Consider the following 22,897-nt stretch of genomic DNA (forward strand, 5'->3'; position numbering starts at 1 on the left):
ATGAACGAAATCGGGATCGTGATGAGCGTCGAGATCAAAGTTCCGAGCCTGGGCGAATCGGTTACCGAGGCCACCATCGGCCAGTGGTTCAAGAAGGTCGGTGACCGTGTCGAGGCCGATGAGCCGCTGGTGGAGCTGGAGACCGACAAGGTCACCCTCGAAGTCAATGCCCCCGCATCGGGCGTGCTGACCGATATCCTGGCCGAGGAAGGTGCCGACGTCGAAGTCGGTGCGCTGCTGGGTGTGATCGGCGAGGGCCAGGGTGCCGCTGCCGCGAAGCCCGCCGAGGCGCCGAAGAAGGCCGAGGCTCCCAAGGCGGCGCCGAAGGCCGAGCCCGCACCGGCTGCCGCCCCCGCCGCCGAAAAGATCCTGTCGCCCGCGGCCCGCAAGGCGGCCGGCGATGCCGGTATCGATGCCGGTTCGGTCGAGGGCACCGGCCGTGACGGCCGGGTCATGAAGGACGATGTGCAGCGTGCCGCTGCGGCGAAGCCTGCTGCCCCGGCCCAGCCCGCGGCTGCCCCGGCACCGAAGGCTGCCCAGCCGGCCGGCGAGCGCGAAACCCGCGTGCGCATGACCAAGCTGCGGCGCCGCATCGCCGAGCGCCTGAAGGATGCCCAGAACACCGCCGCGATCCTGACCACCTATAACGAGGTGGACATGTCGCAGGTGATGGCGCTGCGCAACCGCTATAAGGACGGCTTCGAGAAGAAGCACGGCGTGAAGCTGGGCTTCATGTCGTTCTTCGTGAAGGCCGCGATCGCGGGCCTGAAGGAGTATCCGGCGGTCAACGCCCAGATCGACGGCGACGAGCTGATCTACAAGAACCACTACGACATCGGCGTTGCCGTCGGCACCGAGCAGGGCCTGGTGGTTCCGGTGGTGCGCGATGCCGACCAGCTGTCCTTCGCCGGCGTCGAGGCGACCATCAATGCGCTCGGCGTGAAGGCCCGCGACGGCAAGCTCACCATGGAAGAGCTGACCGGCGGCACCTTCACCATCTCGAACGGTGGCGTGTACGGCTCGCTGATGTCGTCGCCGATCCTGAACCCGCCGCAGTCGGGCATCCTGGGCATGCACAAGATCCAGGAGCGTCCGATGGCCGAGAAGGGCCAGGTCGTGATCCGTCCGATGATGTATCTGGCGCTGTCCTACGACCACCGCATCATCGACGGCAAGGAAGCGGTGAGCTTCCTGGTGCGCGTCAAGGAATGCATCGAGAACCCGGAGCGGCTGCTGTTCGATCTCTGATCGACGCGCAGATCCCTCCCGCGCCCGCCGCCTTCATCCGGCGGCGGGCGTTCCGACTTCTTGAGGATGCATGAGATGAGCGATACCCAATCCTTCGACGTCGTCATCATCGGCGGCGGCCCCGGCGGTTACATTGCGGCGATCCGCGCGGCCCAGCTGGGGCTCAAGACCGCCTGCGTCGAGAAGCGCGGCGCGCTGGGCGGCACCTGCCTGAATGTCGGCTGCATTCCGTCGAAGGCGCTGCTGCAGTCGTCGGAGCTTTATGCCGAGACGAAGCATGGGCTGGAAGAGCATGGCGTGAAGCTGTCGGGTGTCGAACTCGACCTCGCCGCGATGATGACCCGCAAGGGCAAGGTCGTCTCCCAGCTGACCGGCGGTATCGAAGGCCTGTTCAAGAAGAACAAGGTCACCTATTTCAAGGGCGCCGGCCGTTTCGTCGATGCGACCACCATCGAGGTGGCGCTGAACGACGGCGGCACAGAGACGATCAAGGCCTGCGAGACGATCATCGCCACCGGGTCGACCCATGTCGACCTGCCGGGCGTCGAGATCGACGAGAAGCGGATCGTCAGCTCGACCGGCGCGCTCGAGTTCGAGAAAGTGCCGGGCCGTCTGGTCGTGATCGGCGGCGGCGTCATCGGCCTGGAACTCGGCTCGGTCTGGAGCCGCCTCGGCTCGGTCGTGACCGTCGTCGAGTTCATGGACCGGATCACGCCCGAGATGGATGGCGAGGTCTCCAAGCAGTTCCAGCGCATCCTGGGCCGCCAGGGCCTGAAGTTCCGCCTGTCGACCAAGGTCACCGGCGCCGATACCTCGGGTGACGCGATCAGGCTGACGGTCGAGCCGGCCAAGGGCGGCGATACCGAGACCATCGAGGCGGATGCCGTGCTGGTCGCCATCGGCCGCAAGCCCTATACCGAGGGCCTCGGCCTTGAGGCCGTGGGCATCGAGACCGGCCCGCGCGGCCGGATCGAGGTCGACGATCATTTCCGCACCAATGTGCCGAACATCCGCGCCATCGGCGACGTGATCAAGGGCCCCATGCTCGCCCACAAGGCCGAGGAAGAGGGCGTGATCGTGGCCGAGATGATCGCCGGCCAGTCGGGGCATATCGACTACAACCTGATCCCGGGTGTGATCTACACCTGGCCGGAAGTCGCCAGCGTCGGCCGGACCGAGGAACAGCTCAAGGCCGACGGCATCGCCTACAAGCCCGGCAAGTTCCCCTTCTCGGCCAACAGCCGCGCCCGCGCGGTGGGCGAGACCGACGGCTTCGTGAAGATCCTGGCCGATGCCGAGACCGACCGGATTCTGGGCGCCCACATCATCGGCCCCGATGCCGGCACCCTGATCTCCGAGCTGGTGCTCGCCATGGAGTTCAAGGCCAGCGCCGAGGACATCGCCCGCACCAGCCATGCCCATCCGACCCTCGAAGAGGCGGTGAAGGAAGCGGCGCTGGCGGTCGACGGCCGCACGCTCAATATGTAATGAAAATATCCCGTGACCATATGGTCGCGGGAAGGTTTTCGCACAAACGCCCGGCAGCGGTCTGCGCTGTCGGGCGTTTTGCGTGGGGGGCCGGCTTCGGCGCGGCGTCAGCGTGCTCCGCGGATCTCTGCCACGATCTGCTGCCTGGCCTCGAGGGAGGCATCGGCCAGCGTCTCGACGAAGATGTCGATCACCAGATCGGCGGAGCGGCTGCGGATGGATCGGGCCTCGTTGAAAGCCGCATGCAGGGCGGCGCGGTCCACCTCGGGCTTTTCGATCTCGGTCATGACGGCAATCATCGCCTGGCGGAAGGCCATGTCCTCCGCCGCCATCGCCGGCTGCCGCGCCGCATAAAGAGCCGTCAATCTGGCGCCCTCTGCCGGCGGCAGGCGGTTTGAGATCATCTCCACCAGGCGTGCGGCGCGCGGCGCCATATCCCGGCCGAAGGGGCGGGCAGGTTCGGCGACGAGCAGATATGCCGCGACCGCGAGGTTGGCCGCGACCGACAGGACAAGGGCCAGCCGCTCTGCACGCGGGCGTCGCAGGCGGTGGATGAGCGGACGGATCACCGGACGGCTCCATCAAGCAGAATAAGATCGCTGTCGAACAGCAGGGTCATCATGGCCGCACCATCCGCCGTGCCGGGCAGGCCGTGCAGGCCGATGGCGAGCAGGATGGCCGCGGCGCCGGCCAGGGCGGCCAGTGGCCAGCCGATACGGCCCGCCCGCCCGGCCCCCTGGCGGGATGTCTTAAGCCGATGCCCCACGGCCGCGATCGCCGCGGCGACCTCCCGGTCGGGGATCTGCGGGGCCGTGTTCAGGAGGGCGGCATCCAGTGCGGCTGCCCTGGCGAGCGGAACCAGCAGATCGGGATGCGCCTCCAGGCAGGCGCGTGCCGCCGCCTGCCGGTCTTCGGGCCAGCGGGAGATATCGGCACCCCAGGCATCGAGCAGCCGGCAGAAGCTGTCTGGGGTCATGATCCGATCTCCTTCCGGCTGGCCCGGGCGTCCGGGTCGATGGGGGTGAGGGCGTGTCGCAACTTGCGGCGCGCCCGTGCAAGCAGGCTCTCGAAGGCATCTTCGCTGATCTCCAGGATCCGGGCGCAGTCGCGGCCGGCAATGCCTTCGTAATGGAACAGCACGATCGCCGCGCGCTGACGCGGGTCCAGCCGGTCTATCCCCGCCTGAAGCCGGGCCTCGCGTTCCGCCCCGATCAGGCGGGTAAGGGCGTCGGGTGCGGTATCGACGACGGCATCGGCGGTCTCCAGCGCCAGCGCAGCCGGTCGCCGTCGCCGGTCGAGGGTGAGGTTCAGCACGATCCGGGCGAACCAGGCCGTGAAGCTGCCGCGTGCCGGATCGAAGCGGCCGGCATGGGTCCAGAGCCGCAGAAAGGCATCCTGCGCGATTTCGTCGGCATCGGCGGGATTGCGGCCGACGCCCCGCGCGATGCCGATGGCACGCCGCATATGGCGCGCCATCAGCAGGGCGAAAGCGGTATGATCCCCCGCTGCCACGCGGCCGATCAGGACATCGTCTTCGGGATCCTCCATGCCTCACTCGGGTTTGCGGGCGTCCCATTCCGCCTGGGACAGGCTGCCGTCGCCATCGGCATCCAGCGACCGGAAGCGGCGGTCGAGCATGTCGGTGCGTCGCCCTTCCGGCAGTTCGGCAAGGCGCTTCGCCGCCCGGCTTTCGCCGGCCGCGATCTGGGCCGACACCATCCTGCCCCATTCCTCGCGGCTGAGCTGTGCATTCCCGTCGGTATCGATCGAGGTGAAGGTCGGCGGTTCGGCTGCGCCGCCATGGCCGGGCAGGCCGGCGGCAAGGGCAAGGCAGGCGGTCAGGAGAAGGCGGCGGTGGTGGCTGGTCATCGGATGTCTCCGCTCTGATGGACAGGCTCACCCCCTCTACGCCCGGGTGCCGGCGTTTCCGTCGCGGGGTCTTCTGATTTCGGAAGAAGCCGGGTATCGTCCTTCGCGGCTGTCCTGCCCTTGCGGCACAGCCGCGCGTGTGGAGACATGGGATCGACGGCATGAGAACCGCCTCCCGGGACCAGACAATCGATGGCCGCCGGCTGCGGGGCGCCTCTCTGCTGCTGCTTGCCCTGATGCTGGCGCCTGCCGCCCTTGCGGACGAGGCGTCGGCCCCCCAGGCTGAAGCGCCCCAGGCCCCGGCTCACCCGGCGGAAGAGATGCAGGCCGTCCCGGATGCCGGCACCGATGATCAGGCCGATCCACCGGCTCCGTCCGGGCGGTGGATGCGGATTCCCGTGGCCGATGGCCGCCTGATCTTCCGGGCGGCGCGCTATGGCGTGAACAATGCGCCGGACATCGCGCGTCATCATCAGCGCGCGGATGGCGAGGTCGATGCCGAAGGCGCCTTCTGGGCACCGGCCGACGAGGCAGAACCCATGGCCGGGCTTTACGTCGGGGCGCTTGCGGCCTCGGGCGCGCAGACCCGCTCTCCCCGCTTCGACGATCTCTTCGCCTTCAAGGACGATGAGGGACCGATCCGCCTGGCGGTCGAGCCTCTGGCCGTGATCCCGAGCCGGTTCGGGCCGCTGCCGGTGGAGCGCTTCCGGGTGACGGAGCGGGACTGTATAGGCTTTCTGGCGCCGATGGCGCCGGGCACCTATGGCTACGCAGCCCCGCCCGCCATCGCGGACGACCCGGCCGCGCCCCCACCCCCACCCCTGGCCCCACCCCCGGCCCCTGAACCCGCCCTGCCACCGGTGCCGACCGCCGAAGCCGCCCCGGTGCCGATGCCGCCCACGGCGGTGGTCGCGGGTTTCCACTGCCTGGAACCGGGCCGGCGCTATGATGCCGATCTCGCCGCCCTGGCCGTGGGGTCGATCGGCGTCGTGGGCGAGGCGGTGCCGCCGCGCACCCCGCTCGGCCGCCCGGTGGTGGTCGATCTGGCCGTCAGGGCCCTGCCGGATGCCGGGCCGGCCGATGCGGCGGTGCCGGATGGCGACGGGGATGGGGATCCGGCGGCGGATGACGGCCCGCCGCTCGGTCTCTGGCGCGGGGTGGCTTATGTCGACGGCATCGGCCTCGGCATGCGCGCCGGGGCGAAGGGGCAGATGCTGATGCTGTTCGCCGGCCCTGACGCCGAGCGGGATGGCGCGCGCCCCACCATCTGCCGCGGGCAGTGGGAGCTGGACTCGATCGCCTATGAGCCGCCGAATATCGGGTCGGAATGGATCGACGATCCGGTGGACCCGATCCCCCTCTCCGGCTACTGGTCGATGCTCTGCGACGGGCTGTTCGGCGATCTGCTCGGCCCGGTCGAGGGGCGGCTGCAGGGGCGCATCCCCGAGAAGCTCCTGGTCGAGGGCACGGCTCCGGAGGGGCGCCGGGCGGTGGAGCTGATGCTGCCGGAATTCGCGCCCGGACCCTGAGGTCCCAGGTATCGCGAGACGCGATGTGACGGATGTCTCAATAACTTGCCGCGACGCGACGATTACTTTCGCATCGCCGCAGAGACGAGGTGGACAGGCCTTCCGGCCACGGTTAACGTCTCGGAGTAACGGCAGAGTGGCCGGGCGGTGCAGACCGCCGTCCGCCCCCGCACGGCTGTCCCCGAGGCGTCGCCCGGGGCATTTCCACGCCGGCTCCGGGGTCCGTTCGCCGCCGCATCGCATACCGCCAGGAGCCCTGTTGCCGATGACGACTCTCGCCATAGAGCTGGCCCGCGTCGATCTGCTCGCCGATCTGCCGCGCAACAGCCTGGCCGCCGTGGCGGCGCAGGTGCGCACCATGCGTCACGGGGCCGGTGCGGTGGTGCTGGATGCCGATGACGGCAGCAGCAATCGCGACGTCTTTCTGGTGCTGGAAGGCGTGGTGGACGTCATCAACTACGCCCTGACCGGCCGTGAGGTCTCGTTTGCCCGCATCGAGGCCGGCGGCTATTTCGGCGAGCTGTCGGCGATCGACGGCCTGCCGCGCTCGGCGCGGGTGGTCGCGGCCACCGATTGCCGGCTTGCCGCACTCTCTCCCCAGCTCTTCGACCGGCTGGTGACCGAAGAGCCGACGGTCGCGCGCAAGGTGATGTTGCGTCTGGCCCGGATCATCCGCGCCTGCGACGAACGGATCATGGATTTGAGCACGCTGCGTGCGGTCGAGCGGGTGGCGGTGGAGATCCTGCGTCTGGCCAGGCCTTCGGACGGCAATGCCGGGGCCCCGGGCCGCTGGGTGGTGGACCGTCTTCCGGCCCAGCGCGACATTGCGGCGCGGGTCGGCACGGCGCGCGAGACGGTGGCCCGCGTGCTTTCTCAGCTTCAGGAGGATGGGGTGGTGGAACGCCGGGGCCGCATGCTGGTGGTGCCGGATCGCATGCGCCTGCTGCGGGTGGCGGCCGGCGACCGCCCCGAAGCGCTGCTCGCCCGCTGATACCCCCCGCAGACACACGCCCATGCGCCGCTTCGCCCTCGCAGCCCTCGCCGTTTTTGCCCTGGTCCTGACCGCCTGGTCGGGTGGGGGCATGGCGGCATCGCCTGCGGCAGAGGCGATGCCGGCGATGGTGGTCGTGGCCGCCGGCCCCTGCCCCGACCATCATGGCGGGGCGCCCGATCGCCAGCATCGCGCCTGCATGGCCGCCTGCGCGATGCTGTGTGCGCCGGCAGCCCTGCCGGCCCTGCAGATCCCGGTCGGCTTCGGCCATGCGGGCCGGCCATCGCTTCCGGCCACCTTCCTGCCCGACGGCCGCAACCCGGCCGGTCCGTTCCGTCCGCCGATCGTCTGAAGGCGCCCCGCCCCGGGGCCTCTCTTCAGATATCGGATCTCCGGACGGAAAGGGATTTTCCATGCCCATGAACATCACCCGCCGCCGCCTGCTCGGTGCGGCGGGCGCCGCTGCGGCCCTGGCCGCGGCCGGGCGCGGCCTGCTGCCGTCGGCCTATGCCGATGCGCCGCGTCACCGGCTTTCGGCCACAAGCCGGGTCATCGACATCCGCGGCCGCGCCGCCACGGTCTGGGGGCTCCGCCGTCCCGACGGCGGCAACGGGCTGGAACTGATGCCCGGCGAGCGGTTCCACCTGGCCCTCCACAACCGGATGGACGAGCCGACCATCATCCACTGGCACGGCCTGACCCCGCCGCCGGATCAGGATGGCGTGACCGATACCGGCTATGCCGGGCTGATTCCGCCCGACGGGCAGGCGCCTATGATTTCGCGGCCCGGCCCGGAACCCATTGGATGCATTCCCATGCCGGCCTTCAGGAACAGCTTCTGCTGGCGGCGCCCCTGATCGTGCGCAGTGCCGCCGACCTCGCCGCCGACCGGCAGGAGGTGGTGGTCATGCTCCATGACTTCAGCTTCCGGACGCCGGACGAGATCCTGGCCGGCCTGACCGGCATGGCGGCGGCGGGGCATGGAGGCATGAACCACGGCACGATGACCCACGGTGCCATGAACCACGGGACTATGGGCCAGGCTGCGGCGGGCGCCGATCTCAACGATGTCGACTACGATGCCTTCCTGGCCGAGGACCGCACGCTCGACGATCCGCTGGTGGTGCGGACCGAGCGGCGCGGGCGGGTTCGGCTCAGGGTGATCAATGCGGCGACGGCCACCGCCTTCCGGCTCGATCTGGGGGGCCATCCCGTCCGCGTGGCGGCGGTGGACGGCAACGAGGTGCCGGCGCAGGAGGTCGCGGACGTTCCGCTTGCCCAGGGGCAGCGGGTCGATCTGCTGGTCGACATGCCGGCCGAAGGCGGGGTGGTGCCGCTGCTGGCGACGCGTGAGGGCGATACCATCCGCACCGGCATTCTGCTCGCCACGCCGGGGGCGGCGGTCGCCAGAATATCCGACCGGGCGGCACGACCGGCCGCACCGGTCGATGCGACGCTGGACCGGATCCTGATGCCCGCCGATGCCGCGGTGGTCCGGCCTGCACGGCAGGTGGAGATGGTGCTGGATGGTGGAATGATGCCCTATCGCTGGACCATCGACGGCCGGAGCTGGGCCGATCGCCGCCCGGTGCAGGTCCGGGCCGGCGAGGTGCTGGCGGTGACCATGGTCAACCGCTCCGCCATGGCGCATCCCATGCACCTTCACGGCCATCATTTCCGGGTGACGGCGATCGATGGCCGGCCGGTGGGCGGTATCCTGCGCGACACGGTGCAGGTGGTGCCGGGCAGTGCGGTCACCATTGCGGTCACCGCCGACAATCCCGGCCGCTGGCTGTTCCACTGTCACAGCCTCTACCACATGGCCACCGGCATGATGACCGAACTGGTCTATGTCTGAGGGGGGCGGTCCGTGCCGTCCGTCTCGTCCTCGCCGCTGCGCAGCCGTGCCCGGGGGTGCGCGGCGGCATAGGCGGCGATCATCCGTTCGGTCGCAACCGCCGTGTAGCGCTGGGTGGTCGCCAAGCTCTCATGGCCCAGCAGATCCTGGATGATCCGGAGATCGGCGCCGCCATCCAGAAGATGGGTGGCGAAGGCGTGGCGCAGCGCATGGGGGGTGGCGGTCGCATCCAGCCCCAGCGCGCGCCGCGCCGCCGCCATGTGCCGTTCCGCCACCGCCCGGTCCAGCCGGCCGCCGCGCACGCCGGTGAAGACCGGCCGGTCGGGGGTCTGCGGATGCGGGCAGGCGGCACGATAGGCCTCGACCGCGCCGACCACCGCCGGGATCAGCGGCACCCGGCGCTGCTTGCCGCCCTTGCCGCGCACCACCAGGGCCGGCTGGCTGCTGCCCGGCGCCGGCCAGTCGCGCCCGTCCAGCGACAGCGCCTCGCCGATGCGCAGCCCCGCCCCCCAGAGCAGGGCGAAGAGGGCGCGTTCGCGCAGCGCCACCCAGTCGCGCCCGGTTTCGGCGCCGATATCTGCGGCTGCGGCGATCAGCCGGCGGGCATCTGCCGCCGCCACGGGGCGAGGTGCGGGGCGGACGTGTTTCGGTGCCGAAAGACCGGCGAGCCCCGGCGCCGGCAGGCCGTGTACCCGATCGAGCCGTCGATAGAACCCGCGCACCACTGCCAGCGCCCGGGCGGTGGAGGCGGGTTTCAGGCCGTCGGCACGCCGCCGGGCCCTCCAGGCGCGAAACCCCTGGATGTCGATGGCGGCCAGTGCGGAAAGATCACCGATCCCACCGGCCCAGTCGGTGATGAAGCGCAGGAACTGCGTCAGATCGCGGTCATAGGCGGCGACCGTATTGGCCGAGGCGCGCCGTTCGGCCACCAGCCAGCGCCGCCAGTCTTCGACCGCCGCCGCGATATCCGCCGGCAGGGGCGCGGCCGGATCCTGCGTCAGGCGCCGGGCCACGACCGGGCCAGGCAGCGGGCGGCCACGGCCGCCAGGAAATCGAGCAGATCGCTCGCCTGACCGTCATGCCAGGTGGCTTCACGGCCATTGCCCAGCACCATCACCATCGGCGGCATGTCGGCGCGGGTCTCCAGGCGGACGACGGCGTCGGACCGGACGGTATCGTTCTCGGTCCAGAGCGGTGCCCGGGCATCGGCCTCGATCCGGCCGCGCAGCCGAAGCGGCCGGCCGGCGCCCAGCAGGCGATCGATCGTGCCGGGGGGAAGGGCGGTGACACCCGCCGGCATCCGGCCGGCATCGCCTTCGGCCGCAACCAGCGCGCATTCGATGCCCAGCGCCTGGGGGACGGCCTGGACCAGCCGGTCGACAACGCCATCGACGGTCTGTGCCTCGACCAGGGCCAGGACCGACTGGCGGACCCGCTGGTCGATCTCGGCATTGGCCTGAACCGTGCCGATCAGGCGCTTCTGGTTGCTGCGCATGTCGTCCACCGTCCGTGCCAGCCGGTCGATCTGGAAGCGCTGCATGTCGACGACGCCGTCGCCGTGGCGACGGCCCGGCAGAACCAGGGCTTCCAGGGCTTCGGGGTGGCGCTGGAAGAAATCCGGGTGGCGGGCGAGATGCGCCAGCACGTCGGCGTCCTGGATCGGGCGGCCGGCGGCGGGGGCGGCGGTGTCGGAGCTGCTGGTCATCTTGGCGGGTCGGTCTGCCTCGGGGTGGCGGGAAGGGGTCTGCCCTTCAATATGGAACGGCGCGGCTGCGGGGTCGACCCTCAGGGTCATCGCCGCAGGCCGCGCCGCTCGGCATCGGATGATGCGCCGGGTTCAGATGGCCGTGGTTCAAAGAACCGTCTGGCCGGTCTTCTCCCAGTCGGCCATGAACGCGGCCAGGCCCTTGTCGGTCAGCGGATGCTGGTACATCTGGCGCAGGACCGAGGGCGGCACGGTCACGACATCCGCCCCGATGCGGCCGGCTTCGACCACATGCAGCGGATTGCGCACCGAGGCGACCAGCACCTCGGTCTGGAAGGTCGGATAGTTGGCGTAGATCTCGACGATCTGCTCGATCAGCTCCATGCCGCGCGCGCCGATGTCGTCATAGCGGCCGACGAAGGGGGAGATGAAGCGGGCCCCGGCCTTGGCGGCCAGGATCGCCTGGGCGGGCGAGAAGCACAGCGTGACGTTGACCGGGGTGCCCTCGTCCGAGAGCGCCTTGCAGGTCTTCAGCCCGTCGATGGTCAGCGGCACCTTGATGGTGACGTTGGGGGCGATGCGGGCCAGATACCGGCCCTCGGCCAGCATCTTCTCGTGATCGAGGGCGGTGACTTCGGCCGAGACGGGGCCGGCGACCACGGCGCAGATCTCTTCGATCACTTCGACGAACTTGCGGCCGCTCTTGGCGATCAGCGTCGGATTGGTGGTGACGCCGTCGACCAGGCCGGTGGCGGCGAGATCGCGGATTTCGGCAACGTCGGCGGTATCGACGAAGAACTTCATGATGCGGGCCTCTGGAAACCAGGGTATCGGCGGTCGGGTGACGGGCCGATGGAAGTGACGGACCGCCCTGACCGGGCGAAGACAGGGGAAGCCGGCGTTCGGGCGGACACTTCCGTGGCGGTCGGGGATGCCTGAAAACCCGGTCCGGGCCTTCCGGCAAAGGGTGGTGGGTCCGCCGGTTTGGCGCGGAGTTTAACGAAAGCCTTGCGCCGCCGCCAGTTGCATGATGCCATCCGCCCGACCCGTCCGCACCCGACTGCTGCTTATGCGATGACCGCCCCGGATACAAGTCCGAACCCGTCCGCCGGGTTGTTTCCCGACCATGCCCCTGCCGATACGTCTCGCGTGGCCGTTCTGCCGCTGCAGACGATGGGCGGCCCGGCGGGGCGCCGGCTGGATCGGCTGGACTATCTTGTCCCGCCCGGCATGAGGCTCGCCCCCGGCGACGTGGTGCAGGTGCCGTTGGGGCCGCGCACGATCACCGGTGTGGTCTGGGGGCCCGGCGAAGGCGACCTTGCGGCCGGGCGGCTGAAGCCGGTGACTGCGCGGCGCGACTGCCCGCCGGTGCCCGAGGCGCTGCGCCGGCTGGTGGATGCGGTTGCGGCCTATACCGTCTCGCCGCCCGCGGCCGTGCTGCGCATGGTGCTGCCGGTCGACGATGCGCTGGATCCGCCGCGGCCCGAGACCGGGCTGGTGGCGACCGGTGCCGCGCCCGTGGGCCGGCTGACGCCCCAGCGGCGGGCGGTGCTGGAGACGCTGGAGCGCGTGACGGCGGAAGAGGGTGGCAGCCCGCCGACGGTGGCGGCGCTCGCCGCTGCGGCAGGCGTGTCCGACGGCGTGGTCCGTGGGCTGATCGATGGCGGGGCGCTGGTGCCGGTCGACCGGCCGGTGCCACCGGCCTTCGATCTGCCGGCCCCCGACCTGCCGGGCCCCGCATTCGGCCCCGACCAGGCCGCGGCCGCCGCGGCCCTGGTTGCGGCGGTGGGGGCGGGGTTCGCGGTCGAAGTGCTGGACGGGGTCACCGGCTCCGGCAAGACCGAGGTCTATTTCGAGGCGATCGCCGCCGCCCTCCGTCAGGGGCGCCAGGCCCTGGTTCTGGTGCCTGAAATCGCGCTGACAAGCCAGTGGCTGGAACGCTTTCGCGGCCGCTTCGGTGCGCCGCCGGTGGTGTGGCATTCCAATCTGGGGCAGGCCCATCGCCGCCGCGCCTGGCGGGCGGTGGCGGAGGGGACCGCTCCGGTGGTGGTGGGGGCGCGTTCGGCGCTGTTCCTGCCGTTTCCGGCGCTGGGCGTGATCGTGGTCGACGAGGAACACGATGCCGCTTTCAAGCAGGAGGACGGTGTCGTCTATCACGCCCGCGACATGGCGGTGATGCGCGGCGCGCTGGAAGGCGTGCCGGTGGTTCTCGCCTCGGCGACGCCGGCCCTGGAAACGCTCGCCAATGTCGAGCGCGGCCGCTATCGCCGCCGTCGCCTGGCGGCCCGCCACGGCGCTGCCGTGCTGCCGGCGGTGGAGGCGATCGATATGCGTGCCGAGCGCCTGCCCGCCACCCGCTTCGTTTCGGACCCGCTGAAAGACGCCATGCTTGCCGCGAAGGAACGCGGCGAGCAGTCGATGCTGTTCATCAATCGTCGGGGCTATGCGCCGCTCACTTTGTGCCGGGCCTGCGGGCACCGTATGCGCTGCCCGTCCTGCGAGGCCTGGCTGGTCGAGCATCGTTTCCGTGCCGGCGGCCCGCGCCTGGTCTGCCATCATTGCGGCCACGAGGAGCCCGAACCCGACCCCTGCCCCGCCTGCGGGGCCGAACATAAATTCGCCCCCTGCGGGCCGGGCGTGGAACGTCTGGCCGAAGAGGTCGGCAGCCTGATGCCCGAATTGCGGGTGGCGGTGATGACCAGCGACACGATCGCCAGCCCGGTCGAGGCCGCCGATCTGATCGCGCGTATGGAGGCGGGCGAGATCGACGTGCTGATCGGCACCCAGATGATGGCCAAGGGCTATCACTTTCCCCGGTTGACGGTGGTGGGGGTGGTGGATGCCGATCTGGGGCTTGCCGGCGGCGATCTGCGGGCGGCGGAGCGAACCTATCAGCTGCTCGCCCAGGTCGCCGGCCGGGCGGGGCGGGCCGAACATCCGGGGCGGGTGCTGCTGCAGACTTATGATCCCGGCCATCCGGTGATCCGCGCGCTCATCGCCGGTGATCGCGACGGTTTCCTCGACGCGGAAGCCTCGGAGCGGCGGGCCGCGGGCGCGCCCCCTTACGGCCGATGGGCGGCGGTGGTGGTCTCGGCACCCGATCCGGGCGATGCCCGCTCCACGGCCGATGTCTTCGCACGCGCGCTCCGCCGGACGCTGCCGCCCGGTGCCCGGCTGCTGGGGCCGGCACCGGCGCCGATCAGCCTGTTGCGGGGCCGCCATCGGGTGCGGCTGCTGGTGATGGCCGATCGTGCCGCGGACCTGCCCGCCGCCATGGCCCGCGCCCGCGATCTCGTACCGGTGCGCGGTGCGGTGCGTGTGCAGATCGACGTCGATCCGCAGAGTTTTCTCTGACGCTCTCCAAGGATCCGGTTGCGACCTATTGCCGCGCGGGCAGTTGATCCGCCGGTTGATCCTCCGGGGTGGTAACCGGTATCGGGCGGCCGCGAGCCCCGGATGCGCGTCACAGGCACAACGGCGATTTTCGCTGTCGCAACGCGGGTTGCACCTCCCGGGTCCTTGTGTTAGGTATCGCCTGCCCTCGGCATGACGGCGTCCACGGACGGCGTGTGTCGTGGCCTTGGTCCTGCTCGCGCGTTCCATTACGTGACCGCAGGGCCTCGTCGCTTTTCTTTTCACGACAGGCTTCAGGGACGGTCCCAGTGGCAGGTGCGCAAGCGGATGCGACCGGACTGGCGGGGCGTTATGCGACCGCCTTGTTCGATTTGGCGCAGGAGCGTGAAGCGCTCGATGCGGTGACCGGCGATCTCGCCCGATTCAGGCAGCTGCTGGACGAGAGCGCAGAGTTCGCTCGGCTGGTGCGCAGCCCGATCGTGTCGCGAGACGACCAGGTCAAGGCGGTGACGGCGATCGCCGACAAGCTCGGCATGAACGAGCTCACCCGGAACTTCGTCGGCTATGTGGCGAGCCAGCGGCGGCTCTTCTCTCTCGCGGCCATGATCCGCTCCTTCGAGGCGCTCGTCGCCCGGGCGCGCGGTGAAGTGATCGCGGAGGTGACCTCCGCCCATGCCCTCACCGATGAGCAGAAGAGCGCGCTCGAAGCCGCGCTCAAGCAGGCGGTCGGCGGTGCGGTCGCGATCCGGACCGACGTCGATCCCTCCCTCATCGGAGGTCTCGTCGTGCGTGTCGGTTCGCGCATGATCGACGGCTCGATCCGCACCAAGCTGCACAGTCTGAAACTCGCCATGAAAGGGGTTGGATGATGGACATCCGCGCCGCTGAGATATCGGCGATCATCAAGGAGCAGATCGCCAGCTTCGGCACCGAGGCCGAGGTTGCCGAGGTCGGGCGGGTGCTGTCTGTCGGTGACGGCATTGCCCGCGTCTACGGCCTCGACCAGGTCCAGGCGGGCGAGATGGTCGAGTTCGCCGACGGTACCAAGGGCATGGCGCTGAACCTCGAGGCCGACAATGTCGGTATCGTGATCTTCGGCGAAGACCGCAACATCACCGAGGGCTCGCTGGTCAAGCGGACCAAGGCGATCGTGGATGTGCCCGTCGGCCGTGGCCTGCTCGGCCGCGTCATCGACCCGCTGGGCAACCCGCTCGACGGCAAGGGTCCGATCCAGGCGACCGAGCGCTCGCTGGTCGAAAGCAAGGCCCCGGGCATCATCCCGCGCCAGTCGGTGCACGAGCCGATGCAGACCGGTCTCAAGGCGATCGACGCCCTGGTGCCGATCGGACGTGGCCAGCGCGAGCTGATCATCGGCGACCGCCAGACCGGCAAGACCGCCGTGGCGATCGACGCGATCCTGAACCAGAAGGCCGCCCACGCCGGTTCGGACGAGACGAAGAAGCTGTATTGCATCTACGTCGCGGTCGGCCAGAAGCGTTCGACGGTCGCCCAGATCGTGAAGACGCTGGAAGACAACGGCGCGCTGGAATACACCGTCGTGGTGGCCGCCACCGCCTCGGAGCCGGCGCCGCTGCAGTTCCTGGCCCCCTATTCGGGCTGCGCGATCGGCGAGTTCTTCCGTGACAACGGCATGCACGCCCTGATCATCTATGATGATCTGTCAAAGCAGGCCGTCGCCTACCGCCAGATGTCGCTGCTGCTCCGTCGTCCTCCGGGACGCGAGGCCTATCCCGGCGACGTGTTCTATCTCCACAGCCGCCTGCTGGAGCGCGCTGCGAAGATGAGCAAGGAGCGGGGCTCGGGCTCGCTCACCGCGCTGCCGGTCATCGAGACCCAGGCCGGTGACGTGTCGGCCTACATTCCGACCAACGTGATCTCGATCACCGACGGCCAGATCTTCCTCGAGACCGAGCTGTTCTATCGCGGTATCCGCCCGGCCATTAACGTCGGTCTGTCGGTGTCCCGCGTGGGTTCGGCCGCGCAGACCAAGGCGATGAAGCAGGTTGCGGGCCGCATCAAGCTCGACCTCGCGCAGTTCCGCGAGATGGAGGCCTTCGCCCAGTTCGGTTCGGACCTCGACGCCGCGACCCAGAAGCTTCTGGCCCGTGGTGCGCGCCTGACCGAGCTGCTGAAGCAGCCCCAGTTCTCGCCGCTCAAGATGGAAGAGCAGGTCTGCGTGATCTTCGCAGGCGTGCGCGGCTATCTCGACGCGATCCCGGTCAATTCGATCGGCAAGTTCGAGCAGGCGCTGCTCGCCGACCTGCGCGGCGAGAACAAGGCAATCCTCGACGCCATCGCGACCGAGGGCAAGCTCTCGGACGAGGTGGAAGCGAAGCTGGTGGCGGTCGTCGACCGCACCGCCAAGACCTTCGCCGCCTGATCCGGCGGATGCCTGAAGGGCGCCGCCCGTATCGCCGGGGCATCCCGGCTGATGCGGGCGGCGTCGTCCGGACCCGGTCCGGGCGGACCGGCCGCGGCCGGGCACATCAGGTCCGGGGTTCCGGGCCGCGACGGACAGGATCCACCTCCGGGGTCGATCAAGGGTCAGCCGAATGCCTAACCTGAAGAACCTCAAAGTCCGCATCAACAGCGTCAAGGCGACGCAGAAGATCACCAAGGCCATGCAGATGGTCGCGGCGTCGAAGCTGCGCCGTGCCACCGAGCAGGTCGAGGCTTCGCGTCCCTATGCCGAGCGCATGGAGCGTGTGCTCCGCTCGCTCGCTTCGCGTGTGATCGTGACCGACACCACGCCGAAGCTGCTCGCCGGTTCGGGCAGCGATCAGGTGCATCTGCTGATCCTGGCGACGGCGGATCGCGGCCTGTGCGGCGGCTTCAACACCAGCCTCGTGCGTGCCGCGAAGCGTCAGATCCAGATCCTGACCGCCCAGGGCAAGACGGTGAAGGTGCTGTGCGTGGGCCGCAAGGGCCGTGACCAGCTGCGCCGCGAATACGGCAGCCTGATCATCGATACCGTCGAGGGCATCGGCCGCAAGCGTCTGGCCTTCTCCGAGGCTCAGGCCATCGGCGACAAGGTGATCGCGCTCTACGAAGCCGGTGAGTTCGACGTCGCCACCCTGATTTTCAGCCACTTCAAGTCGGCGATCAATCAGGTGGTGACCCTGCAGCAGCTGGTGCCGTTCGCAACCCCCGAGGCCGCGAACGATACGCAGGCGACTGCAGCGGGCAGCGGCGCTGTCTACGAGTACGAGCCCGAGGAGGAGGCGATCCTCGCCGACCTTCTGCCGCGCAACATCTCGGTCCAGATCTTCAAGGGTCTGCTCGAGAATGCGGCCAGCGAGCAGGGCGCGCGGATGACGGCGATGGACAACGCCACCCGCAATGCCGGCGAGATGATCGGCAAGCTGACGCTGGAATACAACCGCACGCGTCAGGCGGTCATCACGCGCGAGCTGATCGAAATCATTTCCGGCGCCGAGGCGCTGTAAAGAACGGTCCCGGGAGCGGCGGCCGGTACCGGCCTCCGCCCGCAGGTTTTAGAGAGTTCCGACGGGAGCGACAGCATGAAGAACAAGGTCGGCAAGATTACGCAGGTCATCGGCGCCGTTGTCGACGTGCAGTTCGACGGCGACCTGCCGGCGATCCAGAACGCGCTTACCACCGACAACAACGGCAACAAGCTGGTCCTGGAAGTGGCGCAGCACCTGGGTGAAAACCAGGTCCGCACCATCGCCATGGACGGCACCGAAGGCCTGATCCGTGGCCAGGACGTGGTCGACTCCGGCGCACCGATCAGCGTGCCGGTCGGTCCCGCCACGCTGGGCCGCATCCTGAACGTCGTCGGCGAGCCGATCGACGAGAAGGGCCCGGTGGACAACAGCCGCGTTGCCCCCATCCACGCCGAGGCGCCCGCCTTTGCGGAGCAGTCGACCGAGGCCGAGATCCTCGTCACCGGCATCAAGGTCATCGATCTGCTGGCGCCCTATGCCAAGGGCGGCAAGATCGGCCTGTTCGGTGGTGCGGGCGTGGGCAAGACGGTGCTGATCATGGAGCTGATCAACAACGTCGCGAAGGCCCATGGTGGCGTGTCGGTGTTCGCCGGTGTCGGCGAGCGTACCCGCGAGGGTAACGACCTCTATCACGAGATGATCGACTCGGGCGTTATCAAGCCGGACGATCTGGGCGCCTCGAAGGTGGCCCTGGTCTACGGTCAGATGAACGAGCCCCCGGGAGCCCGTGCCCGCGTCGCGCTGACCGGCCTGACGCTGGCCGAGTACTTCCGTGACGAGGAAGGCCAGGACGTGCTGTTCTTCGTCGACAACATCTTCCGTTTCACCCAGGCGGGTTCGGAAGTGTCGGCGCTGCTCGGCCGTATTCCTTCGGCGGTGGGTTATCAGCCGACGCTGGCGACCGAAATGGGTCGTCTGCAGGAGCGGATCACCTCGACCCGCAAGGGCTCTATCACCTCGGTGCAGGCGATTTACGTGCCGGCCGACGACCTGACCGACCCCGCGCCGGCCACCTCGTTTGCCCATCTGGATGCCACCACCGTGCTGTCGCGTCAGATCGCCGAGCTCGGCATCTACCCGGCGGTGGACCCGCTCGACTCGACCTCGCGCATGCTCGATCCGCGCATCGTCGGCGACGAGCACTACCGCACGGCCCGCGAAGTGCAGCGCGTGCTGCAGAGCTACAAGTCGCTGCAGGACATCATCGCCATTCTGGGCATGGACGAACTGTCGGAAGAGGACAAGCTGGTCGTCGCGCGTGCGCGTAAGATCCAGCGCTTCCTCTCGCAGCCCTTCCACGTCGCCGAAGTCTTCACCGGCTTCCCGGGCAAGCTCGTCTCGCTCGAGGACACCATCCGGGGCTTCAAGGAGATCGTGGACGGCAAGCACGACGACCTGCCCGAGGCGGCGTTCTACATGGTGGGTTCGATCGAAGAAGCGATCGAGAAGGCCCGCGAGATGGCGAAGGCCGCGGCCTGAGCCGCAGCCTTTCGTCACGCTTAACGGCCCGCCCACCTACGAGAAAGGCGCTGACCGATGTCGGACAAGGTCAGGTTCGAGCTGGTGTCGCCGGAGCGTCTGCTCCTGGCCCGGGATGTCGACATGATCGTCGTCCCCGGGTCGGAGGGACATTTCGGTGTCCTGCCCGGCCACGCACCCCTGATCGCGACCATGCGTCCGGGGGTGATCGAGGTCTATGAGGGCCAGACGGTCGTCGATCGTCTGTTCGTCGCCGGCGGCATGGTCGAGGTCACCGAAGCGAGCTGCATCGTGCTCGCCGAGGACGCCCTCAACCTCAAGGACGTCAACCGCGGCGACGCCGAGGCCCGTGCCAAGGCGGCTCGTGAGGATCTCTCGCTGGCGCGCGACGAGGCCGAGCGCCTCTCCGCCGAGCGGAAGATCGCCGAGGCCGAGGCCCTGCTCCAGGCGGTCGCCTGACCGTCCGGCGCATGACGACATAGGGGCTGCCGGCATCACGCGATGCCGTGCGGGTTCCGTGAAAAAAGAGCGACCGTCCCGTGGGGGCGGTCGCTCTTTTTTTGTCACCCGCAACCGGTGCCTTTTCGGTCAGGATGGCAATAGATGATGTGGCCTTGACCTTGGTGAAGCGTTCACCACTTGTTAAGAGATGCGCCGCCAACGCTCCGCATACGAGCGGTGGGGAGGGAAATATGGCCCCCTGTCCCTGCCTTGCGTGAACCGGATTGACGCGGGTAAGCCCTATGAAACATTGGACGATCGACGACATCGCCTGGGAGCACTTCGACCCCTCGAAGGTCGACCCCGAGATCCTGAAGGCCGTGAAGGCGGCCGCGCTGGTTGAGCATAACGGCTACGACTACGCGGCCTATCTGTGCAGCGTGTTCGCCGATGATCCCGCCTTCTGCCAGGCCGCGAAGGACTGGGCGGAAGAGGAGGTGCAGCACGGCCGCGCCCTCCGCCGCTGGGCCGAATACGCCGATCCGACCTTCGACTTCGATGACGCCTTCGCCCGCTTCACGCGTGACATCACCCTGCCGCTCGACGCCAAGCAGTCGATTCGCGGGTCACGTTCGGGGGAGCTGGTCGCCCGCTGCATCGTCGAGGTCGGCACCTCGTCCTTCTATGGCGCCATGGCGGCCGCGACCGAAGAACCGGTCCTGAAATCCATCGCCATGCGCATCCGGGCGGACGAGCTGCGCCATTACAAGCTGTTCTACAACCACCTGAACCGCTATCTGGAGCGGGAGCAGCTGGGCCCGACCCGCCGGCTGATGATCGCGCTCAGCCGCATTCGCGAGACCGAGGATGACGAGCTGGCCTATGCCTATCACTGCGCCAACGGGCTTGCCGGACCCTATGACCGCTCCGCCTGCATCGCGGCCTACAGCCGGCGTGCCTATGGCATGTACAAGCGCCCGCATGTCGAGCGCGCGGTCATGATGACCTGCAAGGCGGCCGGGCTGGATCCGCAGAGCCGGGTGGCCCGGCTGCTGGGCGATGCGTCCTGGTGGCTGATGCGCAAGAAGGTCGGCTGGCTGGAGCGGCGCGCCGCCTGATGGCCGAGGCGGCGCCTGCCAACCTGCCCCCGGGCACCCTGTCCCTGCGCATCGATCTGCCGGGCGGCCGCCGGTTCGGTCCGGGCAAGGCCGCCCTGCTTGCCCATGTCGAGGCGTTGGGATCGATCGCGGCGGCCGGCCGCGAGATGGGCATGTCCTATGCGCGCGCCTGGCGGCTGATCGAGGCCATGAATGCCGAGTTCGCTGCGCCGCTGGTCCAGCGTCAGGCCGGCGGCGCCGGCGGCGGCGGTGCCCTGCTGACGGAGACCGGCCATGCCGTACTGGCGGCCTATCGGGCCGCGCTGGAGGCAGCCACGGCCGCCGCGGCGGCGCCTCTCGCCCGCTTCGCCGATCTGGCGGGGCCGGTCAGCCCGGCATCCCCAGACTCGGTATCCTCAGATCCTGCCTCCCCAGGTCCTATGTCCCCAGAGCCAGGGTCTTGATCAGGGCCAGCACTGGTCGCCCCGGCGCCAGCCCCAGATCCCGCGCCGCGGCAGGCGTGATCCGCGCGAGCAGACGGCCGCTCTCCCCTCCATCAGTGTCTGTGCCCTCGATCTCCAGGGCCACCGCCACCAGCCCGTCCGCTTCCTGCGTCACCGCGGTCACCCGGCAGGGCAGGCGGTTGCGGATGCTGAGGCCGGCGGCATCGAGTGCCGCACCATTCAATGCCAGGGCGACGTCGCGCGCCGCCACCCTGAGGCGCATCATGCTGCCTGGCGGCGGGGGCGTCTGACCGGCGGCGAGCCGCAACCGGCCCCAACCTGCGGCCAGTTCCAGCAGGCCGTCGCCATCCGGCCTGCCGGTGACCAGCAGATCGAGCACGCCGCCCCGCGCAGCCTCGCCCGCGATTCGCGCCAGGGCCGGATCGGCGGTCACCCGGGTGGTGCTGCCGCTCGCGATTGCGCGCCCGTCTTCCATCAGCACCAGATGGTCGGCCAGCCGCATGACCTCGTCGAGGGCGTGGCTGACATAGAGCATGGGAACCTCCCCCTCGCGCGCCAGACGGTCGAGGAAGGGCAGGATCTCGTCCTTGCGGGCGCCGTCCAGCGCCGCAAGCGGCTCGTCGAGCAGCAGAAGCCGGGGCTCCGCCAGCAGCGCCCGGCCCAGCGCCACACGCTGCGCCTCCCCGCCCGAGAGCGTGCGCGGCTTGCGTTCCAGCAGCGCCTCCAGTCCCAGAAGATCGACCACCGCATCGAACCGCCCGATGGCCGGCTGCGCCGGGCCATGGCGGCGGGCATAGTCCAGATTGCGCCGGACGGAGAGATGCGGGAACAGGCGGGCATCCTGAAACACCACCGCCACCCGCCGCCTGTGCGGGGCAAGGCTGGTACCGCTGGCCCGATCGAACAGGGTGGTGCCGTCGATGCTGATCCGGCCGTCTTCGGGAGACAGGAAACCGGCCACGGCTGAAAGCAGCGTCGATTTGCCGGCACCGGAGCGGCCGAAGATCGCGGTGACGCCATGTGCCGGCAGATCGAGGTCGATGTCGAGCGCGAAGCCGGCGGTCAGCCGATGGACGATGCGGATGGCGATCGTCATGCCGGGCCTCGCGACCGTCGCGACCGCGGCAGGTCGAGGCCGAGCCGGCGGCGCATGATCCGCGTCACGATCTCGGCCAGGATCAGGGCGGCGACGGCGATTACGATCCCGACCAGCGCCAGGCGCAGCGCCGGCCCGTCGCCGCCGGGGGCGGACAGCAGGGTCTGGATCGCCAGCGACAATGTGCGGGTCTCGCCGGGAATGTTCGACACGAAAGTGACTGTCGCCCCGAATTCGCCGAGGCATTTTGCGAAGCCCAGGATCATGCCGGCCAGAATCCCCGGCAGGGCGAGAGGCAGGGTGATGGTCAGAAACGACCGCCAGGGCGGGACACCCAGGCTGGAGGCCGCCTCGGTCAGCCGCGGATCCGCCGCCTCGAAAGCCAGCCGGATCGGGCGGACCACCAGGGGCAGGGCCATCACCGCCGCGGCAAGGGCGGCGCCGGTCCAGCGAAAGGCGAAGACCAGACCGAAGACCTGGTCCAGTACGGCGCCGATCGGCCCCTTGCGCCCGAAGGCCAGCAGCAGCAGGAAGCCGGTCACCACCGGCGGCATGACCAGCGGCAGGTGGACGATGACGTCCAGCACCACCCGTGCCTCGGATTTCCAGCGGGCCAGGATCCAGCCCAGCATCACCGCCACGGGCAGCAGACAGGCGAGCGCCACCGAGGCCACCTGCAGGCTGAGCAGGATGGCGTCGCGTTCGGCGGCGCCCAGCCAGTCAAGGCCCATCCAGTCCATACCCATCCAGTCCAGGCCGGGCCAGCCGGTCATGCCGTCGTCCTGCCGAT

General features: G+C 69.4%; 24 protein-coding genes. 15 read left to right on the forward strand and 9 right to left on the reverse strand.

Features of this window, described 5'->3' with window-relative positions:
* The first annotated feature begins 21 nt into the window (after positions 1–21).
* Both odhB and lpdA read left to right on the forward strand, forming a co-directional pair.
* Positions 22–1,248, forward strand: a complete 1,227-nt coding sequence (odhB, locus tag CMO28_RS14250) for a 2-oxoglutarate dehydrogenase complex dihydrolipoyllysine-residue succinyltransferase (protein WP_296714924.1) — start codon at positions 22–24, stop codon at positions 1,246–1,248.
* A 75-nt stretch (positions 1,249–1,323) separates the two neighbouring features.
* Entirely contained in the window at positions 1,324–2,736 is a 1,413-nt protein-coding gene (gene lpdA / locus CMO28_RS14255) for a dihydrolipoyl dehydrogenase (protein WP_296714545.1), read from the forward strand.
* A gap of 107 nt (positions 2,737–2,843) precedes the next feature.
* Here lpdA and CMO28_RS14260 read toward each other — a convergent pair whose 3' ends face one another.
* From CMO28_RS14260 to CMO28_RS14275, 4 genes are read right to left on the reverse strand one after another with little or no spacing between them, the layout of a single operon-like run.
* Positions 2,844–3,305 carry a periplasmic heavy metal sensor gene (locus CMO28_RS14260; protein ID WP_296714548.1) on the reverse strand — a complete coding sequence of 154 codons (462 nt, stop codon included), beginning with the start codon at positions 3,303–3,305 and terminating at the stop codon, positions 2,844–2,846.
* Positions 3,302–3,712, reverse strand: coding sequence for a hypothetical protein (locus CMO28_RS14265; protein ID WP_296714550.1), 411 nt, complete (start codon positions 3,710–3,712; stop codon positions 3,302–3,304). Before CMO28_RS14265 ends, CMO28_RS14260 begins: the two co-directional genes overlap by 4 nt.
* The gene (locus CMO28_RS14270) at positions 3,709–4,284 is read right to left on the reverse strand and encodes a sigma-70 family RNA polymerase sigma factor (protein WP_062761960.1); all 576 of its coding nucleotides are present in this window, start codon (positions 4,282–4,284) and stop codon (positions 3,709–3,711) included. The genes CMO28_RS14265 and CMO28_RS14270 overlap by 4 nt, the downstream gene beginning before the upstream one ends.
* Positions 4,285–4,287: 3 nt before the next feature.
* Positions 4,288–4,605 (reverse strand): EF-hand domain-containing protein, encoded by a 318-nt coding sequence (locus tag CMO28_RS14275; protein WP_062761961.1) that lies wholly within the window; start codon positions 4,603–4,605, stop codon positions 4,288–4,290.
* A gap of 161 nt (positions 4,606–4,766) precedes the next feature.
* On the opposite strand from CMO28_RS14275, the gene CMO28_RS14280 reads away from it, so the two are divergent.
* The 5 genes from CMO28_RS14280 to CMO28_RS14300 all read left to right on the forward strand — a co-directional run bounded on the left by CMO28_RS14280 (position 4,767) and on the right by CMO28_RS14300 (position 8,983).
* On the forward strand, positions 4,767–6,134 hold the full coding sequence (locus tag CMO28_RS14280) for a hypothetical protein (protein WP_296714553.1): 1,368 nt from the start codon (positions 4,767–4,769) through the stop codon (positions 6,132–6,134).
* A gap of 265 nt (positions 6,135–6,399) precedes the next feature.
* Entirely contained in the window at positions 6,400–7,125 is a 726-nt protein-coding gene (locus tag CMO28_RS14285; protein WP_062761963.1) for a Crp/Fnr family transcriptional regulator, read from the forward strand.
* 22 nt (positions 7,126–7,147) lie between these two features.
* Positions 7,148–7,477, forward strand: coding sequence for a hypothetical protein (locus CMO28_RS14290; RefSeq protein WP_296714556.1), 330 nt, complete (start codon positions 7,148–7,150; stop codon positions 7,475–7,477).
* Positions 7,478–7,538: 61 nt separating this feature from the next.
* Positions 7,539–7,982, forward strand: a complete 444-nt coding sequence (locus CMO28_RS14295; protein ID WP_296714557.1) for a multicopper oxidase domain-containing protein — start codon at positions 7,539–7,541, stop codon at positions 7,980–7,982.
* Positions 7,931–8,983, forward strand: coding sequence for a multicopper oxidase family protein (locus CMO28_RS14300; RefSeq protein WP_296714559.1), 1,053 nt, complete (start codon positions 7,931–7,933; stop codon positions 8,981–8,983). The genes CMO28_RS14295 and CMO28_RS14300 overlap by 52 nt, the downstream gene beginning before the upstream one ends.
* Here the strand turns inward: CMO28_RS14300 and CMO28_RS14305 are convergent.
* From CMO28_RS14305 to fsa, 3 genes are all read right to left on the reverse strand, one after another.
* Positions 8,974–9,996, reverse strand: a complete 1,023-nt coding sequence (locus tag CMO28_RS14305) for a tyrosine recombinase XerC (RefSeq protein WP_296714560.1) — start codon at positions 9,994–9,996, stop codon at positions 8,974–8,976. The two genes, CMO28_RS14300 and CMO28_RS14305, sit on opposite strands and share 10 nt — an antisense overlap.
* The gene (locus tag CMO28_RS14310; RefSeq protein ID WP_296714563.1) at positions 9,981–10,688 is read right to left on the reverse strand and encodes a DUF484 family protein; all 708 of its coding nucleotides are present in this window, start codon (positions 10,686–10,688) and stop codon (positions 9,981–9,983) included. Before CMO28_RS14310 ends, CMO28_RS14305 begins: the two co-directional genes overlap by 16 nt.
* A gap of 147 nt (positions 10,689–10,835) precedes the next feature.
* The gene (gene fsa, locus CMO28_RS14315) at positions 10,836–11,492 is read right to left on the reverse strand and encodes a fructose-6-phosphate aldolase (RefSeq protein WP_014746505.1); all 657 of its coding nucleotides are present in this window, start codon (positions 11,490–11,492) and stop codon (positions 10,836–10,838) included.
* Positions 11,493–11,837: 345 nt separating this feature from the next.
* Between fsa and CMO28_RS14320 the strand changes: the two genes are divergently transcribed.
* The 8 genes from CMO28_RS14320 to CMO28_RS14355 all read left to right on the forward strand — a co-directional run bounded on the left by CMO28_RS14320 (position 11,838) and on the right by CMO28_RS14355 (position 21,011).
* Positions 11,838–14,042: a primosomal protein N' gene (locus tag CMO28_RS14320; RefSeq protein ID WP_296714566.1), complete on the forward strand. Its 2,205-nt coding sequence runs from the start codon at positions 11,838–11,840 to the stop codon at positions 14,040–14,042.
* A gap of 308 nt (positions 14,043–14,350) precedes the next feature.
* The gene (locus CMO28_RS14325) at positions 14,351–14,911 is read left to right on the forward strand and encodes a F0F1 ATP synthase subunit delta (RefSeq protein ID WP_062761967.1); all 561 of its coding nucleotides are present in this window, start codon (positions 14,351–14,353) and stop codon (positions 14,909–14,911) included.
* A complete protein-coding gene (gene atpA / locus CMO28_RS14330; protein WP_296714925.1) occupies positions 14,911–16,443 on the forward strand; it encodes a F0F1 ATP synthase subunit alpha in 1,533 nt (510 codons plus the stop codon). The genes CMO28_RS14325 and atpA overlap by 1 nt, the downstream gene beginning before the upstream one ends.
* Before the next feature lie 172 nt (positions 16,444–16,615).
* A complete protein-coding gene (locus CMO28_RS14335) occupies positions 16,616–17,509 on the forward strand; it encodes a F0F1 ATP synthase subunit gamma (RefSeq protein ID WP_014746501.1) in 894 nt (297 codons plus the stop codon).
* Between the two features lie 75 nt (positions 17,510–17,584).
* Positions 17,585–19,009: a F0F1 ATP synthase subunit beta gene (gene atpD / locus CMO28_RS14340; protein WP_014746500.1), complete on the forward strand. Its 1,425-nt coding sequence runs from the start codon at positions 17,585–17,587 to the stop codon at positions 19,007–19,009.
* A 57-nt stretch (positions 19,010–19,066) separates the two neighbouring features.
* Positions 19,067–19,468 (forward strand): ATP synthase F1 subunit epsilon, encoded by a 402-nt coding sequence (gene atpC / locus CMO28_RS14345; RefSeq protein ID WP_296714571.1) that lies wholly within the window; start codon positions 19,067–19,069, stop codon positions 19,466–19,468.
* Positions 19,469–19,752: 284 nt separating this feature from the next.
* Positions 19,753–20,568: a ferritin-like domain-containing protein gene (locus tag CMO28_RS14350; RefSeq protein WP_296714573.1), complete on the forward strand. Its 816-nt coding sequence runs from the start codon at positions 19,753–19,755 to the stop codon at positions 20,566–20,568.
* Positions 20,568–21,011, forward strand: coding sequence for a winged helix-turn-helix domain-containing protein (locus tag CMO28_RS14355; RefSeq protein ID WP_296714575.1), 444 nt, complete (start codon positions 20,568–20,570; stop codon positions 21,009–21,011). The genes CMO28_RS14350 and CMO28_RS14355 overlap by 1 nt, the downstream gene beginning before the upstream one ends.
* Here CMO28_RS14355 and modC read toward each other — a convergent pair.
* Both modC and modB read right to left on the reverse strand, forming a co-directional pair.
* Positions 20,986–22,107: a molybdenum ABC transporter ATP-binding protein gene (modC, locus tag CMO28_RS14360; RefSeq protein ID WP_296714578.1), complete on the reverse strand. Its 1,122-nt coding sequence runs from the start codon at positions 22,105–22,107 to the stop codon at positions 20,986–20,988. The genes CMO28_RS14355 and modC overlap by 26 nt on opposite strands.
* Positions 22,104–22,880 (reverse strand): molybdate ABC transporter permease subunit, encoded by a 777-nt coding sequence (modB, locus tag CMO28_RS14365; RefSeq protein ID WP_296714580.1) that lies wholly within the window; start codon positions 22,878–22,880, stop codon positions 22,104–22,106. The genes modC and modB overlap by 4 nt, the downstream gene beginning before the upstream one ends.
* Between the last annotated feature and the right edge of the window lie 17 nt (positions 22,881–22,897).

The sequence above is a fragment of the Tistrella sp. genome (assembly GCF_002684955.1).
Classification (GTDB): domain Bacteria; phylum Pseudomonadota; class Alphaproteobacteria; order Tistrellales; family Tistrellaceae; genus Tistrella; species Tistrella mobilis.